Source organism: Micrococcus sp. Mcc28, from assembly GCF_024519775.1.
In the GTDB taxonomy this organism is placed as follows: domain Bacteria; phylum Actinomycetota; class Actinomycetes; order Actinomycetales; family Micrococcaceae; genus Micrococcus; species Micrococcus luteus.
Genome location: NZ_JALJRH010000007.1, coordinates 110,248 through 126,692, shown reverse-complemented (window position 1 = coordinate 126,692; position 16,445 = coordinate 110,248). Strand labels below are relative to the sequence as shown.

The following is a 16,445-nucleotide window of genomic DNA, read 5'->3' as shown; positions in this document are numbered from 1 at the left end:
GAAACGGCGGCCTCCGCCCCGCTTTCGTTCGGGAAACGGTGGGGGCGGGGGCCACCGGCCCCCGCCCCCACGCGACTCGCGCCCGACGTCGGTCAGGCGGTCTGGTCCTCGTGCTTGCCCTCGCTCAGCTCCTCCACGACCTTGGCGTTGAAGGCGTCGAGATCGTCCGGGGAGCGCGAGGTGGTCAGCCCGTTGTCCACGACGACCTCCTCGTCCACCCACTGGGCGCCCGCGTTCTTCAGGTCAGTCTTCAGGGACGGGTAGCTGGTCAGGCGGCGGCCCTCCACGACGCCGGCCTCGATCAGGGTCCACGGGGCGTGGCAGATGGCCGCCACCGGCTTGTGCTGCTCGAAGAAGGCACGCACGAACGCCTGGGCGTCCTTGTTGACGCGCATGGCGTCCGCGTTCAGGGTGCCGCCCGGCATCACGAGGCCGTCGAAGTCCTCGGCCTTGGCGTCCTTCACCGTCGTGTTCACGTCGAAGGACTCGCCGTGATCCCAGTCGGACTGCATCGCGGTGATGGTGCCGGACTCCGGCGAGACGAGCACGGGGGTCGCGCCGGCGGCGATCACGGCCTCCCACGGGGAGGTCAGCTCGACCTGCTCGACGCCGTTGGTCGCGAGGAACGCGACGGTCTTGCCGGTCAGCGGGGCATTCTGGTTGGCGTTCTCAGTCATGGGTCCACCTTTCGGATCGGATCCGGAGCGCCTCTGCGGCGCCCGGTGTCCGTACATCGACTCACCGCGACCCCGTGCTTGGCAAGGTCCGGCCACCACTGCCCGCCCAGCGCGACGACGGCGGCGCTCAGCCCGCCAGCAGGCGACGGCGGGCGGCCGCGACGTCGAAGTCGGCCTTCGGCCAGTCCAGCCCCATCCCCTGCAGGGTCTCGATGATCAGCTGCTGCACCGCCAGCCGCGCGAACCACTTGCGGTCCGCCGGCACGATGAACCACGGCGCGTCCTCGGTGTCCGTCCGCTCGATCGCGATCCGGTACGCGTCCGTGTACTGGTCCCAGTACGCGCGGTCGTCGAGGTCGCCCTCGCTGAACTTCCAGTGCTTCGTGGGGTCGTCCAGGCGGGCCAGCAGGCGCTCGGCCTGCTCCTCCGGCGAGATCCGCAGCATCACCTTGACGATCCGCGTCCCCGCGGCGCGCACGGCCGCCTCGAACTCGCGGATCGCCCCGTAGCGCTCCTCCACCTCGGCCAGCGGGGAGAGCCCGCGCACGCGGTGCACGAGCACGTCCTCGTAGTGCGAGCGGTCGAACACGGAGACCAGGCCGGGCCGCGGCAGATGCGGTCGGATGCGCCACAGGAAGTCGTGGGCGCGCTCCTCCGGGGTCGGCACCTTGAACGCGTGCAGGTGGACGCCCTGCGGGTCCATCGCCCCGATCACGTGGCGCATGATCCCGCCCTTGCCGGCGGTGTCCATGCCCTGCAGGATCACCAGCAGGGACGGCACCTCTCCCACGGGCGCGTCGCGCACCGACTGGGCGAACAGCAGCTCCTGCAGGTCGGCGAGCGCCCGGCCGCGCGCGGCCAGGTCCTTCTTGCCCTTCGCCTTGTCCCCGCCGTAGCCGGGCGTCGCGGCGGCGTCGACGTCGGCCGGGCCCCGGACCTCGTCCCCGCGGCGGGCGGCGAACAGCTCCCGCGCGGGGGCGTCGAAGACGCCGTCGTCGTCGGTGGCGCGGGCGGGCCGGCCCGCCGCGGTGGCCGGGGTGTCAGCCATGGCGCTCCCTCCAGTCCTCGAGGAAGTCCTCGAGGCGGTCCAGGGCCACGCTCAGGTCCTTCACGCTGGGCAGCGTGACGAGCCGGAAGTGGTCGCTGTGCGGGTAGTTGAACGCCCCGCCGTGCGAGACGAGGATCTTCTTCGCCCGCAGCAGCTCGATGACGAACGCCTCGTCGTCGTCGATCGCGTAGACCTCCGGGTCCAGCCGCGGGAACAGGTAGAGGGCGCCGTGAGCCGGCTGCACGGACACGCCGGGGATGGCGTTCAGGCGGTCCTGGGCGAGGTTGCGCTGCTCGAGCAGTCGACCGCCGGGCAGGACGAGGTCGTTGATGGACTGGTAGCCGCCCAGTGCCACCTGGATGGCGTGCTGCGCCGGCACGTTGGCGCACATCCGCATGTTGGCCAGCAGGGTCAGGCCCTCGAGGAAGTCGGCGGCCCGGTGCTTCGGCCCGGACACGGCCACCCAGCCGGAGCGGTAGCCCGCCACCCGGTACGCCTTGGACAGGCCGGAGAACGTCAGGGTGAGCACGTCGTCGGACAGGCCGGCGGCGTTGATGTGGCGGGCGCCGTCGTAGGTGATCTTCTCGTAGATCTCATCCGCCATGAGGACGAGGTTGTGGCGGCGGGCCACGTCCACGATGCCCTGCAGCACGGCGCGGGAGTAGACCGCGCCGGTGGGGTTGTTCGGGTTGATCAGGACGATGCCCTTGGTGCGCTCCGTGATGAGGGACTCGATGTGCTCGAGATCGGGCTCCCAGCCCTCCTCCTCGACGCAGCGGTAGTGCACCGCCCGGCCCCCGGCCAGGGTGGTGGCGCCGGTCCACAGCGGGTAGTCGGGCGAGGGGACGAGGATCTCGTCGCCGTCGTCGACCAGGGCCTGCAGGACCATCGTGATCATCTCGGACACGCCGTTGCCGATGAACACGTCGTCCACGCCGATGTCCCGGATGCCCCGGGACTCGTAGTACTGCGAGACGGCGGTGCGCGCCGAGTAGATGCCCTTGGAGTCCGAGTAGCCCTGCGCGTGCGGCAGGTGCTGGTGCATCGCCGCCAGGACGGCGTCCGGCGCCTCGAAGCCGAACGGGGCCGGGTTGCCGATGTTCAGCTTCATGATCCGGTGGCCCGCGGCCTCCATCCGCTGCGCCTCCTCCAGGATGGGGCCGCGCACGTCGTAGCGGACGTTCAGCAGCTTGGCGGACTGGCGGATCTGGCGGGGATGCGGGCTCGGCATGCCCCCCATCATGGCACCCCCCGGGCGGTGTGCGTCACAGTCGAGCTCGTGCGACGCGGGCCGGCACCCCGCCCCCGTGCGAGCTCAGAACCAGGAGCCGCGGGGCACGAACCAGTCCTCGGGCGCGTCCTCCAGGCCATGGTCCACCAGCCAGTACTGCGCGGCCTCGGCGACCGGAAGCGGGTCGGCGCCCGTGGTGAGCCGTTCGAGCTCCCGCAGGCCGTCGCCGTCGAGGGCGGACATCACCTCGGCGATGCGCCGTTCGGCGTCGTCGTCCAGCGTCGCGGCGGAGCCGACGGCGGTCAGCCGCCCCTCCGGGAGCACGCGGCCGTCGTCCTCGAGCGGGACGAGCGTGTTCGCGTCGATCTCCGGATCCGTGCCGGTCAGCAGCGCGACCTGGGCCTCGTCCGCGACGACGGCGGCGGTCGGGTCCTCGGTGTCGGCCAGCCAGGTCTCGGGACGGCAGCCGGCGAGCCGGTCCAGGCGGGTGCGCAGGGCCGTGGCCGCGTCCGGGCCCGCCGCGGCGGTCAGGGGCGGGGGTGCGACGGCGGTGAGCGACTCGCACCGGCCGTTGAGGTCCGTGATCGACTCGAGCTCGAGCCGGGCCGCGGTGGGCTGGGTGACGACCGCGGTCAGGCGCAGCACACCCGCCGACGAGGACAGCACCGCCGGGGCCTCGGCCTGCGGTGTCCCCGCCGCGGCCGTCTCCTCGGCGAGCAGCGTCTCCAGGACGCGCCCGGCCGCCGGGGCGTCGGCCGCGGGGTCGCCGACGGGCAGCGCGGTGGGGCTCGGGGCGGCGGTTGAGGCGGTGGCCGAGGGGGTGGGCGCGGCGTCCGCGGACGGGCCGGCCTCCGTCCCGGTCGGCGTCGACGACGGGGTCGACGTCGGCGTCGACGTCGGGGACGGCGGGGACGGCAGCGCCGCTGCGGGGTCGGCGGCGGCGGCCAGGGCCAGGGTGTCCACGACGGCGACCGTGTCCCCGCCGGCGGCGGACCACGCGGGCTGCTCCACGGCGACGCCGTCCTCGTCCCCCACGGCGTGGCCGTGCAGGCGCAGGTGACGGGCCAGGACCGCCGCGACGGCGGCCTCCAGGCCCTCGCCGCCGTGCACGACCGTGATCGGTGCGCCTGACGCGGAGGGCGTCGGCGGGGCGTCCGCCTGCCGCGCGCACGCCCCCAGCGCCAGCGACAGCGCGAGGGCGGAGGCGGCGAGGGCCGTCGGGCGGCGGTGGGCGGGGCGGCTCACGTGGCCACCCCGGCACGGGCGAGCGCCTCGGTGACCCAGGAGGCGGTGCGCAGCCCGCTGAGCTCCGCGAGGTCGAACCAGCGTGCGTCCGTCGAGGATCCGCCGACCTCAGGGCGCAGGACGCCGCCCGTGATGCGGGCGGTGTAGAGGACCTGCACGGTGAGCAGGGGCAGCGGCTCGCCCCGCAGGCGCTTCTCCACCGGGATCGTCCCGGTCGTGACGCCCAGCAGGCCCGTGAGCTCGGCGGTGTGGCCGGTCTCCTCCCACACCTCGCGCAGGCACGCCTCCTCCGGGCTCTCGCCGAGCTCGATGCCGCCGCCGGGCAGCGTCCACTGCAGGAACTCGGGCCCCTGCCACGAGCTGAGCAGGACGCGGCCGCCGTCCACGATCAGGGCGTAGGCGCCGGCGCGCGTCTGGAACGGGCCGGCGGGGTGTGCTCCGGCGGCGTCCGGGGCGGCGGGGGTGGTGCTCATGGCTGCGGACTCCTGGCGGCAGTGGGACGGCCCGCGGCGGGCGACGCTGCGGGCCCGGCCAGTCTACGAGCACCGCCCACCGCGAACAGCGGCACGGTCCACCGACCCGCGCCCTAGGCTGGATGACCACCCGTCCCACCCCCGGAAGGAGCAGCGCCCGTGGACACCCCGCAGGACCCGCCCCACCGGGACGACCCCTCCGGCGGCCCCGTGGAGCCGGCCGTCGACGCCGCCCTGGACCGGGTGCGCGCCCTGCTCCGGCAGGCCCGCGGCACCGCGGCGCCCGACGCCCCGACCGCCCTGGACGCCCGCGGCTGGTGGGAGCTCTCCCTCGAGGCCGCGCTGCGCGACGAGCCCCGGGAGTCCGCCCGCCTCGCCGACTCCGGCCTCGCCGCGCTCGTGCCCGGCCAGGACGACGTCCGCCTCGCCCTGCTGCGGGCGCTCGCCGTCGCCGCGGGCCAGGTCGGGGACGAGGCCGCCCTGACCCGCTGGGTGGAGGCCCGGGCGGCGCTGCTGCGCCACCTCGGCCGGCCCCGGCAGGCCGGGCTCGAGTCCCAGCTCGGCGCCGCCCTCGTGCGCGATCCGGACACGGTCGAGGCGGCGGTGCTGGCCGGCGTCGTGGAGGACGAGCCGGGCGCTCCCGGCGAGGACCCCGGGGACACCGTCCTGCCCGAGGCCGCCCTGGCCCTGGCCGTGCACCGCGTGCACACCGGGGACCTGGACGCCGCGCTCGAGCTGGCCCGCCGCGTCATCGCCGTCCTGGGCGGGCTGCGCGCGGCCGGTGCCCTGCTGCCCACCGGCTCGTGGTCCAGCGCGCACCTGCTGCTCGCCCGCCTGCACCTGTGGCGGGGCGAGCACGCCGAGGCGGACGCGGCGGCCGCCGTCGTCACCGCGCTGCCCGCCGCCCGGGCCGTCCTGGCCTCCGCCACCACGGTGCGGGCGATCGCCGCCCATGAGCTGGACCGTCCGACGGCGGCCCTCGACCTGGCGCTCGAGGCGGCGGAGCGGATGGCCTCGGTCGGTCTGCGGCGCGGCGCGGCCTCCGCGGCGGCCCTGGCCGGGCGCGTGGCCGGCGACCTCGACGGGTACGAGGAGGTCGCCGTGGCCGCGTGGGAGCTGGCCTCCGTGCACGCGGAGAAGGCCGAGGCGCCGGAGGCCTCGAGCCTGAGCTACTGGTGGGCGCACCAGCTCGTGCTCGCCGGCCGCGCCGACGAGGCCGAGCCCCTGCTCGCCCGGTTGGTGCGCCGCGAGGCCACCCACGGCCGGGACGTCGAGCAGGCCCGCGCCCTCGTGGACCTCGGCCACGCCCACCACGACCAGGACCGCGCCGAGAACGCGCTGCCCCTGTGGCGGGAGGCGGCCGGCCTGTTCGAGGCCCACGGCCAGTGGGAGGACGCCGCGCGCACGCTCCTGGCCGCCGGCGCCCTCGTGAACCGCGAGCGCGACGAACGCACCCGGCCCTCCGCCCTCGACCTGTTCGAGCGGGCGGTCGCGGCCGCGCGCCAGGCGGTGGACGAGGACCCGGCGGTACTGCCGGCCGCGCTGCACGCGCACGGGTACCTGCTGTGCGAGTCCGGCCAGGCGGAGGGCCTCGACCTCCTCGAGGAGGCGCTCGCCCTCGTGCGGTACGCCGGCGCCGACTGGCAGGTGGCCGACTACACGGACACCCGCGCCCGGGCCCTGTGGTCGCTCGAGCGGGGGCCGGAGGCGATCGCCACCGCGCTGCAGGCCGCCGACCTGTTCACCGCCGCCGGGGACCGCGAGGGCGCCGCGCAGGCCGAGCTCTTCGCCGCCTACGTGGTGGCCGAGGACGGCAGCCCCGAGCAGGCCGCGACGCTCTTCCGCCTGGTGTGCGACTCCACCGACTCCACGCTCGTGCGCCTCGGCGCGCTCACGGGCCTGCACCAGTGCCTGTCCGCCCTCGGGGACCACGACGGCGCCGCGCGCGTCCGGGACGAGCTCGACGCGCTCCGCGAGGGGCTCGGCGCGGACTGACCGCCGCTCGAGGCGGCGGCCCGGCGGCCCGGCCCGACTGCGGCGGCCGCCGTCGCGGGTCAGAGGCCGACGCGGGCCAGGGCAGCGTCGGCGGCGGCACGGCGGGCGGACCGCACCGCGCGGGGTGCGGTCGGCTGCGCCGCGAGGGCGGCGAGCACGGTCGCGACGCGGGCGGCCAGCGCCACCTCGTCGACCTCGCTGCGGGCGTGGCGCCGAAACCGTGCGGCCACGGCGCGCAGCGCGGCGCCGCCGGCGCCGAGGTCCGCGGCGCCCGCCTCGAGATGGGCGATCAGGACGGCCCAGTCGTCCACGCGGTGTCCCGTGCCCAGGTCGTCGGCGTCCAGCACGCCGGTGATCCGCTCCCCCGCGGCGTCCACGTGCAGGTTCCCCGGGTGCAGGTCGCCGTGCACGGGCACGCGCGGGCCGGGGTCCCCGGCCGCGAGCGCCGCGCGGATCCGGTCCGCCCGGGCGGCGGCCTCGTCCTGGGCCTCGGGGTCCAGCACGACGGCGGCCCACGTGGCGTGCTCGAGCAGGACGGCGGGTCCGCCGTCGTCCGCGTCGGCGCCCCCGGCCGCCCCGGCCGTGGGGCTGGCCGGGCCGGGGGGCTCCTCGGGCACCGGCGGCAGCCGGTCCAGCAGCGCGGCGACCCGCGCGGGGTCGAGCGCGGCGGCCTCGGGCCCGGCCAGCAACGCCCGCCAGGGCAGGCCCGGCACGCTCGCGAGCGGGAGCACCCCGCGCTCCGGCGCCGCGAGGACGGCGGGCACCGGCACCCCGGCCGCCCCCGCCGCGGCCATGCGCCGGGCAACCCGTGCGGCGCGCGCGGGCGGGAGCACCTTCAGGAACGTGCGGCCCACGACGCCGTCGTCGCCGGTCGCCTCGACGGCCAGGACCGCCCGGTCCCGCGGCCGGTAGCCGCGCCACGTGAGGCGGGCCCGGCCCGGCGCCGTGCCGATCAGGGCCGCGAGCGCGTCCGGATCGGCGGTCAGCGTGAGGCCCGGCAGGACGGGGTCGGCGGGGGCCCACCACCACAGGGTGCCGTCCTCCAGGATCCCGCGCTCGCCCGGGACGGGCGGGCACGCCGCGGCAGGGGCGGCGAGGTGTCGGGGGTCGCGGGCGAGGACGAGGGTGCGGGATCGCACGCGAGCCTCGCCGGCGCGTCCGGTCATCACGTCCAGGTCCAGGACCCGCGCGAGCCGACGTCCCCGCTGCAGGTGCAGGGCGTCGGCTCGGGTGCGCAGCCAGCGCTGGCCCGACGCGCGGACGGCCTGGCGCGCGGCGGCTCGGTCGATGCTCACGGGCGCTCCCGCCCGGCGGGGCTCAGCAGGCCCGGCGCCGCGCCAGGACGTTGTCCAGGTCCAGGGCGGCGATGTCCTGCTCGGCGGCGGCGCTGATCTGATCGTCCGCCGTGCGCGCGGCGTCCTGGAGCCGGGCGTCCGCGCCGGTGGGGGCGGGGGCCTCGAGCGGCGCCGGCAGGGGGCGGGCCATCTCCGGAGCGTCCAGGTAGGTGGGGCGCGGCACCGTGGGGATGGTCACCGCACGGTCCGCTGCGGGGGCGGCGGCGGAGGCGGTCACCACCACGGGCTCGACCCGGGGCGCGGCGGGCGCGGCGGCCGGACGCGGCGCCTCGGTCTCGAAGGCCAGCACGGTCTCCAGCACGCGGCGGTCCCGCTCGGGGTCCGCGGGCGGGGCCTGCCGCTCCTCGGCCGCCGGGGCGGTGGGGCACTCCGGGACGACGACGGCGGCGGCGGGCCGGGCGCGACGGGTGCGGTCGCGGACCGCGAGGGCCCGCAGGCCGGCCAGCCCGGCCACGGCGAACAGGAGCGACCAGCCTGCCAGGGCGAGCGTGCCCGCGCCGAACGCGGCGGCCAGCCCGGCCACGAGGAACACGAGCAGGGCCACGAGGGCGGCGAGGAACAGCGCCGTGCGCCCCCACCGGATGTGCAGGCCGGTCCGGCCGCGGGCGGCGCGCGCCGCGTCGGCGGCGGCGCCCAGGCGGCCCGAGAACCGGGCGGTCAGGGCACGGACGGCGGGCGAGCTCTGCAGGCGGTGCATGAAGGACCTCGGCATCGACGGGCGGGCGGGGGCGGACGCGAGACGATGGCGGCGCAGCACGAGCCGCCAGGCCAGGAAGGCCACGAGGGCCACGATGACCAGCGACGCGCTCACCCGGGCGTCGGCCAGCGCGTCGAGCGCGGCCTGCACGGCCCTTGTCGGCGCGGTGGTCTCGTCCATGCGGTCAGCCTAGCGCCGGGGGCGGACCAGTCCGGCCATCGGGGCGTGTCCGCACGCGGCGTGTCCCGTCGGCCGTTCAGGGGCGCGGCCGGGTGGCCAGCCACCGGGCCAGCAGGCCGTCGGGGACCTCCTCGGCGGTCACCGCGAACGTCCGGTGGTCCCGCCAGGCGCCGTCCACGTGCAGGTACGCGCGCCGCAGGCCCTCGTCGCGCAGGCCGAGCTTCGCCACGACCCGCAGGCTGGCCGCGTTCTCCGGGCGGATGTTGACCTCGACCCGGTGCAGACCGGCGCTGCGGAACGCCCAGTCCGTCGCCATGGCCACGGCCGTCGGGGTCAGCCCCCGGCCGGCCTGGCGACGGTCGATCCAGTAGCCGATCGAGCCGGAGAGCACCGAGCCGTACTGGATCCCGCCCAGGGACAGCAGCCCCACCAGGCGGTCCCGGTCCGGGCGGTCGTCGTCGAGGACCATGCCCCACGTGTAGGCGCTGCCGTCCCGGCCCTGCCGGCCGTGCCAGCGAACCATCTGCCCGAACGACGCCGGGCCCGCGCCCGGCACGGGGCTCGTCGCATCCCACGGCGTCAGCCACTCGCGGTTGTGCGCCCGCTGCTCCTCCCACGCCTCCCGGTCCCGCCTCCGCAGCGGCCGCAGGGCGAGGGTGCCGTGCCGCAGGGTCACGGGCCAGGGGGAACGCTGCCAGGACATGGCGTCGATCCTATGCGCGGCCGGGCGCGGCTCCGGTGCGGCGGGCATCATGGGGACATGCGCACTCCCCCTCCCGTGCCCGAGCCCGCCGCCACGGGCCCCGTCGCCGGCGTCGACGACGTCGTGGACGCCAAGGCCGCCCTGCGTGCCCGCCTGCGCACCGCCCGCCGCGACCGCTCCCCCGCGCGCCGCGCCGCCGAGTCCGCGGCGGCCGTCGAGCACCTGTGGGCGTGGCTGGGTCCGCGCGTGGCCGCGGCGACCGCGGACGGGACCGCCCCGGTGGTGGCCACCGTGCTGCCGATGGCCACCGAGCCGGACACCGGTGTGCTGCGCACGCGCCTGCTGGCCGCCGGGTCGCGGGTGCTCGTCCCCGTGATCGAGCCGGAACGCCGCCTGAGCTGGACTCCGTGGCACCCGGAGGTCGCGACGGCGCGCGCGGCGAACGCCCCCGTGGACGAGCCCGTGGGCGAACGGCTCGGGACCGACGCGCTGGCGGCGGCGACCGCGGTGGTCATGCCGGCGCTCGCGGTGGCCGAGGACGGGATGCGCCTGGGCCAGGGCGGGGGCTACTACGACCGCTTCCTCGCCGAGCTGCCGCGGAGCGTGCCGACCGTGGCCCTCGTGTTCGAGGACGAGCTGCTGCCGGCGGGCGCCATCCCTGCCGAGCCCACGGACCGGCCCGTGGACGGCGTCGTCACCGCGGCCGGGCTGCGCTGGGTCTGAGCCCGGCCCGCGGCGCGGAGTAGCATCGGGGGTCGGATCCCCCCAGAACCGCGCGCCCCGGCGCGCCCCGAGCGAGCTGGAGCTGAGCATGCCCACCTACGCCTACCGCTGCAAGGACTGCGGCCACGCCTTCGACGTCGTCCAGGCCTTCACCGACGACGCCCTCACCGAGTGCCCCGCGTGCGGCGGCGTCCTGCGCAAGCAGTACGGCTCGGTCGGCGTGAGCTTCAAGGGCTCCGGGTTCTACCGGACCGACTCGCGCTCCGGCACCGGGGGCACCGGCTCGGCCGGCGGATCGACCTCGGACTCGGCCGCCGGGTCCTCGACGTCCTCGACGTCGTCCTCGTCCTCCGCCCCCGCGGACTGACCCGGCCGCATCGGGCCGGCTCAGCCCCAGTGGGGCGGGCGCTGCTCGCGCAGCCAGCGGTCGCGCTCGGCCTCGGCCGCACCGGTCTCGACCCCGGCCTCATGTCCGGTCGGCGCGGTCGCCGGCGACGTCCCGGCCTGCCCGGTCAGCCGGGGCATCCCGGGCAGGCGCGGCTCGCGGCCGTCGGCGGTGGCCGGGCCGGTGCCCGGGGCGTCCGCCCGGCGCGGGCCGCGGCGGCGCGGCGCGCCGTCAGCGGGCATCGTCGTCGGTCTCGTCGGTCTCGTCCGTCTCGTCCGCCGGCTCCACGCCCAGCCGGTCGGCCAGCTCGCGGGCCACGGACTCCGGGTCCGCGAACACGTCGATCGACCACAGGGTCCGGGGCTCCCAGCCGCGGGCCTCGAGCCCCTCGGGCAGGGTCCGCGAGCGCTGCCGCACCGTGAGGGCGCGGTACACCTCGCCACCGTCGCCGGCCAGGGCCAGCGGACGGGGCGCCTCGTCCGCGCGCGGATCGAGCACGGCCAGGTCCATGACGCCGGCGTAGCGGGGCAGGACCCGGGCGCCGTGCTCCTCGAGCCGGTCGCGCAGATCGGCCAGCAGCGGATCGCCCACCATGCCCACGGGGTCCGCGGCGTCGTCGCCCAGGTAGGCCTCGAGCAGCCGCAGGAACCAGAGGGCGCCGCCGTCGAGCCGGTCCTCGTCCAGGTCCGCGGCGCGCAGCGCCGAGACGAGGTGCAGGCGCCGGCGGGCGCGGGTGAGCGCAACCGTGACCATGCGCTCGCCGTCCGGGTCGGAGAAGGCGCCGAAGTGGTGCACCACGCGGCCGTGCGGGGTGCGGCCGTAGCCGGGGGTGAGGATCACGGCGTCACGCACCACGGAGGCGGCGCGCACGACCGGCACGATCACGAACGGCTCGGCGTCGGCGGCGTCCTCGCCGCGGCCACGGGCGAGGAACTCGTGGGCCCACGGCGCCTGCGCGGCCGTGGCCTGCACGGCGGCGGCCACCCTGCGGGCGTGCTGCTCGGACACCGTGACCACGGCCAGGGACTGTTCGGGCCGGTCGCGGATGTGCTCGAACACCCGCTCCACGGTGCGGGCGACCTCGGCGTTCGTGGACTCGACCACGTCGCCGCCGGTCATCGGGATGCCGGTGCCCTCGGGCAGGTACTCGGCCGTGACGGCACGATCCCGGCCGGTGGCCTCGCCCGCGGTGGGCAGCGCGTCCAGGGCGCCGTCATAGGCGAGCGCGGAGAGCAGGCGCACCAGGCGCCGCTCGAGGGGGCGGTGCACGGTGCGCAGCGGCAGGGTGGGCAGCACCTCGTCCAGCGCGTCGTGGGCCGAGCGCAGCGGGCGCAGGGGCCCGGCGGTCGCCGTCGGGTCCACGGACACCTGGAACGACTGCGGGCGCCCGATCACCGGGTCGCCGAAGGCCACCACCTGGGGGGCGCGGGTGAGCGCGCCCATCGCGGTGGCCAGGGCGGTCGCGTCGGCCTCCAGCAGCACGACGACGTCGGCGCGCCACTCCGGGGGGAACTCGGACAGGGCCATGGGCGAGGTGGTGACCACCGGCACGAGCGGCTGCAGGAGCTCGGGGGTGATCGTGGCCAGGGACTCGACCGTGGGGCTGCCCTGCTTGAGCAGGGTGCGCAGCACGGCCGCGTCCGCGCGATAGGTGCGCAGCGCCTCCCGCCAGCGCGCGGCCAGCGCGGCGGAGAGCCGGGCGCCGCCGCGCTCGAGATGGGCGCGGTCCAGGTCGCGGAACCCGCGCTCGACCTCCGCCAGGTCCGTGCCGCTCATCATGGCCAGGAAGTCGTCCCCGGAGATCATCGCCTCGAGCGCGGACTGCCACCACGCCAACTCGAGCTCGGCGGTCAGGGCCTCGGTGGGCACCTCGCGGTCGCGCAGGTCCTCGAGCAGCTCCGCCAGGCCGTGGTCGCGCAGGCTGTCCAGCACGAGGGTGCGCTCGGGCAGCGTGGCCAGGGTGTCGCGGTCCGCCACGAGCCCGTCGACGGCGGCCACGAGGTCGTCCACGTCCCGCTCCTCCAAGGGCGCCTCGGCCACGGCCTCCGGGGCGAGGACGCCCTCGAGCCGGCGTAGGCGCTCGCGCACCTGGCCGACCTGGCCCATCACGTGCTCGCCCTGGTCCGGCACCTGCGGGGGCGTGCCCGGCTCGGCGGCGTGGCGGTTCCAGTCCTCCAGGACGGCGGCGGCGTCCACGAGGGCGCCGTGCAGGTCCGTGGGCTGCACGCCCGGGCGGACCGCGTCCTTCGCCGCGCGGCGCAGGCGGGACCGGGTCACCGAGGACATCTCGACCAGGTGGAGGCGCCGCCACGAGCTGGTGGCGGTCGCCGCGACCAGCTGGGGCACGTCGAGGGAGAACACCTCGGGGGTGAACTCGGTGAGGGTGCGGGCCACACGGCGGTAGAGGTCCGCCTGCTCCGCCCAGCCGGCCACCGTGCGCTCGGGGCGCAGGCCGGCCTGGGCGGCGGCGGTGTCCACGGCGCGCCGGGTGGTGTGCAGGGCGGCCGCCAGCTCGTCGGCCAGCTCCGAGGCGGCCTCGGTCTCCTGCACGTTGCGCACGCGGGCGCCGAACCAGCGGCTCTCGGTGGCGGCGGCCGAGAACGCGCCGAGCTCCCCGGCGCGCACGAGCTGCTCGCCCACGGCCTGCCGGTTCACGGTGGAGTCCAGCACGGAGCGCTTGAGGCGCACGGTGGTGGCCGGCGGCGTCTCGAGCCCGGTCAGGGCGGCCAGGGCCTGCATCGCCTGGAACGGCGAGCAGCCCCAGCGGGGGCGGACGTGGTGCAGTGAGCCGACGTGCTCCTGCAGCCGGCGCCGTCGTTCGGTCAGGGCGGCCTCGTCCCGGGCGGTGTCGGGGTCCACGGCCCGCTCGGAGCGCAGGACGGCCTGCACGAGCTGGCGGCGGAGCAGCTCGGGGTCCGCGTTGGCGGGCACATCCAGCGCGATCGAGCGCAGGTCCGCCTCCTCGAGGCGGTCGAGCACGTCGGCCAGGGCGGCGGAGCGCTCGGCCACGACCAGCACGCGCCGACCCTCCCAGGCCAGGCGCGCGGCCAGGGCGGCGGCGGTCTGGGTCTGCCCGGTGCCGGGGGCGGCCGCCACCACGAGGGACTCCCCCGCCGCGGCGTGCTCGAGCACGCGTGCCTGGGCGGCGTCGACGTCGACGACGAGGCGCTCGTCCGCCGGGGCGACGTCATCCTCCGCGGGCGCGCCCGTGGGCTGCAGCGCCGCCGGGCGGGGCACCATGCCGGTCCCGGCGTCGTACAGGGCCTGCACGACCGGCAGATCCTCGAGGGAGGCGGGCAGGGAGGCGGTCTCGCCGAGGTCCGCGAACGTGGAGACGAGCAGGCAATCCTGGATGTGCAGGTCCGCGATCGCGGCGGTCTCCTCGCGCAGGCGGGCGAACGCGGGGGCGGGCTCGAGGCGCGCCGTGGCGTAGGCGGCCTGCTGGTACGCCTCGGGGTCCAGGGCGATGCCGTGGTGCCGGCGCAGGTTCCGCACGAGCGCCGGGTTCAGGCGGGCCGGCTCGGTGATCTGGACCTCCAGCTCGTCCCGGCCCCGGGCGCCGCGGCGCACCGTCAGGGCCACGCGGGCCAGCAGCACGGGGGCGGAGCGGCGCTCCCGCCGGCCGTCCTCCTCGGCCGTCCACGTGGCCACGCCCACGGCGAGCGCGCCGACGTCGATGCCGCGCTCCTCCGCCAGCTCGCGGACCTTGGCGCGCAGGCCGAGGGAGACCTCGTGCGCCGCGTCCAGCACCGGGCCGGCCGGCAGCAGGGTGGACAGGCGGGTGCGCCGCCCCAGCAGCAGCTGCGAGACGCCGGAGGAGTTCGCCTCCGTGAGGTCGATGCTGTTGGCCGCCGAGGGCGCGAACCGCAGCATCGTGTCGTTCTCGGCGCCCGAGCCCAGGGAGGACACCCAGGCGGCCGGGTCGGGGCGGGTCTGCCCCTCGTCGGGGCGTGCGGCGGCGCGGGCGCGGGCCAGGCGCGGGAACTCCTGCTCGGTCACGTGCGTGCGGTCCTTCCTCCGTCGCCTGGGTCCAGGCGGTCTTCGTGCGGACGGCCGCCCCGGTCAGGGGCGGCCGGATGCGGCGCCGGACGCGCCGCTCACTCCCACTCGATGGTGCCCGGCGGCTTGCTGGTCACGTCGAGCACGACGCGGTTGACGCCGTCGACCTCGTTGGTGATGCGGTTCGAGATGCGGGACAGGACGTCGTCCGGGATCCGGGCCCAGTCCGCCGTCATGGCGTCCTCGCTGGTGACGGGGCGCAGGACGACCGGGTGGCCGTAGGTGCGGCCGTCACCCTGTACGCCCACGGAGCGCACGTCCGCGAGCAGCACCACCGGGCACTGCCAGATCTGGCGGTCCAGCCCGGCCGCGGTGAGCTCGGCGCGCACGATCGCGTCCGCGCGGCGCAGCAGGTCCAGGCGCTCCTGGGTGACCTCGCCGATGATGCGGATGCCCAGACCCGGGCCCGGGAACGGCTGGCGGTGCACGATGCCCTCAGGCAGGCCGAGCTCGGCGCCCACGGCGCGGACCTCGTCCTTGAACAGCTCGCGCAGCGGCTCGCACAGCTCGAACTCGATGTCGTCCGGCAGGCCGCCCACGTTGTGGTGGGACTTGATGTTGGCCGCCCCGTCCCCGCCGCCGGACTCGACGACGTCCGGGTAGAGCGTGCCCTGCACGAGGAAGCGGACCTCGGTGGCGTCCGGGTCGTGCTCGGACTCGAGGACGATGTCCGCCTGCGCCTTCTCGAAGGTGCGGATGAACCGCTCGCCGATGATCTTGCGCTTGGTCTCGGGGTCGGTGACGCCGGCCAGCGCGGACAGGAAGTCCTCGCGCGCGTCCACCATCACGAGGCGGGCGCCGCCGTGGGCCTCGCCGAAGGCCTGCTCGATCTCGGCGGACTCGCCCTCGCGCATGAGGCCGTGGTCCACGTAGACGCAGGTGAGGCGGTCGCCGATGGCGCGCTGCACGAGGGCCGCGGCCACGGCGGAGTCCACGCCGCCGGACAGGCCGCAGATGGCCCGCTTGTCCCCGATCTGCTCGCGGATGCGCTCGACCTGCTCCTCGATCACCCCGCTGGCCGTCCAGTCCGAGCCCAGGCCCGCACCCACGTGCAGGAACTGCTCGAGCACCCGCTGGCCGCGGGAGGAGTGGCCCACCTCGGGATGCCACTGCACGCCGAAGATGCGGCGCTCGCGGTCCTCGAACGCGGCGACGGGGGCGCCCGCGGTGGAGGCCGTCACGGCGAAGCCCTCGGGCGCCTGCGTCACGGCGTCCCCGTGGGACATCCACACGACCTGCTCGAGGTCCTGGCCCGCGAACAGCACGGAGTCGGCGTCCACCGAGTCCAGGCGGGTGGAGCCGTACTCCCGGGTGCCGGTCTTGGCCACGGTGCCGCCGAGGGCGTGCGCAATCGACTGGAAGCCGTAGCACAGGCCCAGCACGGGCACCCCGGCCTCGAGCAGCGCCGGATCCAGCTGCGGGGCGCCGGGCTCGTACACCGACGACGGCCCGCCCGAGAGGATCAGCGCCGCGGGCTTGCGCTCCAGGATCTGCGCCGCCGGGGTGGAGGCGGGCACGACCTCGGAGTAGACGTTGGCCTCGCGCACACGACGCGCGATGAGCTGTGCGTACTGGGCGCCGAAGTCCAGCACCAGCACCGTGGGCATCACGTCGCTGAGCGGGGCGGGGGTGTCGGGGTGGGGGGCATTCTGCGTCACCCGTCCAGGATAGTCG

14 protein-coding genes are annotated in these 16,445 nt (G+C 76.8%); 3 read left to right on the top strand and 11 right to left on the bottom strand.

Annotated elements, in window-relative coordinates; genetic code table 11:
- Positions 1 to 92: 92 nt before the first annotated feature.
- The 5 genes from NR073_RS05590 to NR073_RS05570 all read right to left on the bottom strand — a co-directional run bounded on the left by NR073_RS05590 (position 93) and on the right by NR073_RS05570 (position 4,674).
- Positions 93 to 677 (bottom strand): type 1 glutamine amidotransferase domain-containing protein, encoded by a 585-nt coding sequence (locus NR073_RS05590; RefSeq protein ID WP_010080458.1) that lies wholly within the window; start codon positions 675 to 677, stop codon positions 93 to 95.
- A gap of 127 nt (positions 678 to 804) precedes the next feature.
- Positions 805 to 1,725 (bottom strand): PPK2 family polyphosphate kinase, encoded by a 921-nt coding sequence (locus NR073_RS05585; protein ID WP_256748659.1) that lies wholly within the window; start codon positions 1,723 to 1,725, stop codon positions 805 to 807.
- Positions 1,718 to 2,956 (bottom strand): pyridoxal phosphate-dependent aminotransferase, encoded by a 1,239-nt coding sequence (locus NR073_RS05580; RefSeq protein WP_134377065.1) that lies wholly within the window; start codon positions 2,954 to 2,956, stop codon positions 1,718 to 1,720. The genes NR073_RS05585 and NR073_RS05580 overlap by 8 nt, the downstream gene beginning before the upstream one ends.
- Before the next feature lie 84 nt (positions 2,957 to 3,040).
- On the bottom strand, positions 3,041 to 4,201 hold the full coding sequence (locus tag NR073_RS05575) for a glycine betaine ABC transporter substrate-binding protein (protein WP_134377066.1): 1,161 nt from the start codon (positions 4,199 to 4,201) through the stop codon (positions 3,041 to 3,043).
- Entirely contained in the window at positions 4,198 to 4,674 is a 477-nt protein-coding gene (locus tag NR073_RS05570) for an NUDIX hydrolase (RefSeq protein WP_101965826.1), read from the bottom strand. Before NR073_RS05570 ends, NR073_RS05575 begins: the two co-directional genes overlap by 4 nt.
- A 159-nt stretch (positions 4,675 to 4,833) precedes the next feature.
- On the opposite strand from NR073_RS05570, the gene NR073_RS05565 reads away from it, so the two are divergent.
- Entirely contained in the window at positions 4,834 to 6,669 is a 1,836-nt protein-coding gene (locus NR073_RS05565) for a hypothetical protein (RefSeq protein WP_134377067.1), read from the top strand.
- Between the two features lie 59 nt (positions 6,670 to 6,728).
- On the opposite strand, the gene NR073_RS05560 is transcribed toward NR073_RS05565, so the two are convergent.
- The 3 genes from NR073_RS05560 to NR073_RS05550 all read right to left on the bottom strand — a co-directional run bounded on the left by NR073_RS05560 (position 6,729) and on the right by NR073_RS05550 (position 9,604).
- On the bottom strand, positions 6,729 to 7,964 hold the full coding sequence (locus tag NR073_RS05560; RefSeq protein ID WP_134377068.1) for a phosphotransferase: 1,236 nt from the start codon (positions 7,962 to 7,964) through the stop codon (positions 6,729 to 6,731).
- A gap of 22 nt (positions 7,965 to 7,986) precedes the next feature.
- On the bottom strand, positions 7,987 to 8,901 hold the full coding sequence (locus NR073_RS05555; protein ID WP_134377069.1) for a hypothetical protein: 915 nt from the start codon (positions 8,899 to 8,901) through the stop codon (positions 7,987 to 7,989).
- 76 nt (positions 8,902 to 8,977) lie between these two features.
- A complete protein-coding gene (locus tag NR073_RS05550) occupies positions 8,978 to 9,604 on the bottom strand; it encodes a GNAT family N-acetyltransferase (RefSeq protein WP_134377070.1) in 627 nt (208 codons plus the stop codon).
- 57 nt (positions 9,605 to 9,661) lie between these two features.
- On the opposite strand from NR073_RS05550, the gene NR073_RS05545 reads away from it, so the two are divergent.
- Entirely contained in the window at positions 9,662 to 10,327 is a 666-nt protein-coding gene (locus NR073_RS05545; protein ID WP_220482134.1) for a 5-formyltetrahydrofolate cyclo-ligase, read from the top strand.
- 88 nt (positions 10,328 to 10,415) lie between these two features.
- On the top strand, positions 10,416 to 10,694 hold the full coding sequence (locus NR073_RS05540; RefSeq protein WP_041104378.1) for an FmdB family zinc ribbon protein: 279 nt from the start codon (positions 10,416 to 10,418) through the stop codon (positions 10,692 to 10,694).
- Between the two features lie 20 nt (positions 10,695 to 10,714).
- On the opposite strand, the gene NR073_RS05535 is transcribed toward NR073_RS05540, so the two are convergent.
- From NR073_RS05535 to guaA, 3 genes are all read right to left on the bottom strand, one after another.
- Positions 10,715 to 10,954: a hypothetical protein gene (locus NR073_RS05535; protein WP_134377071.1), complete on the bottom strand. Its 240-nt coding sequence runs from the start codon at positions 10,952 to 10,954 to the stop codon at positions 10,715 to 10,717.
- Entirely contained in the window at positions 10,944 to 14,711 is a 3,768-nt protein-coding gene (locus NR073_RS05530) for a DUF4011 domain-containing protein (RefSeq protein ID WP_206482075.1), read from the bottom strand. Before NR073_RS05530 ends, NR073_RS05535 begins: the two co-directional genes overlap by 11 nt.
- Positions 14,712 to 14,809: 98 nt before the next feature.
- Complete coding sequence (guaA, locus tag NR073_RS05525; protein WP_153043222.1) at positions 14,810 to 16,429, bottom strand: glutamine-hydrolyzing GMP synthase; 1,620 nt, start codon at positions 16,427 to 16,429, stop codon at positions 14,810 to 14,812.
- Positions 16,430 to 16,445 lie beyond the last annotated feature (16 nt).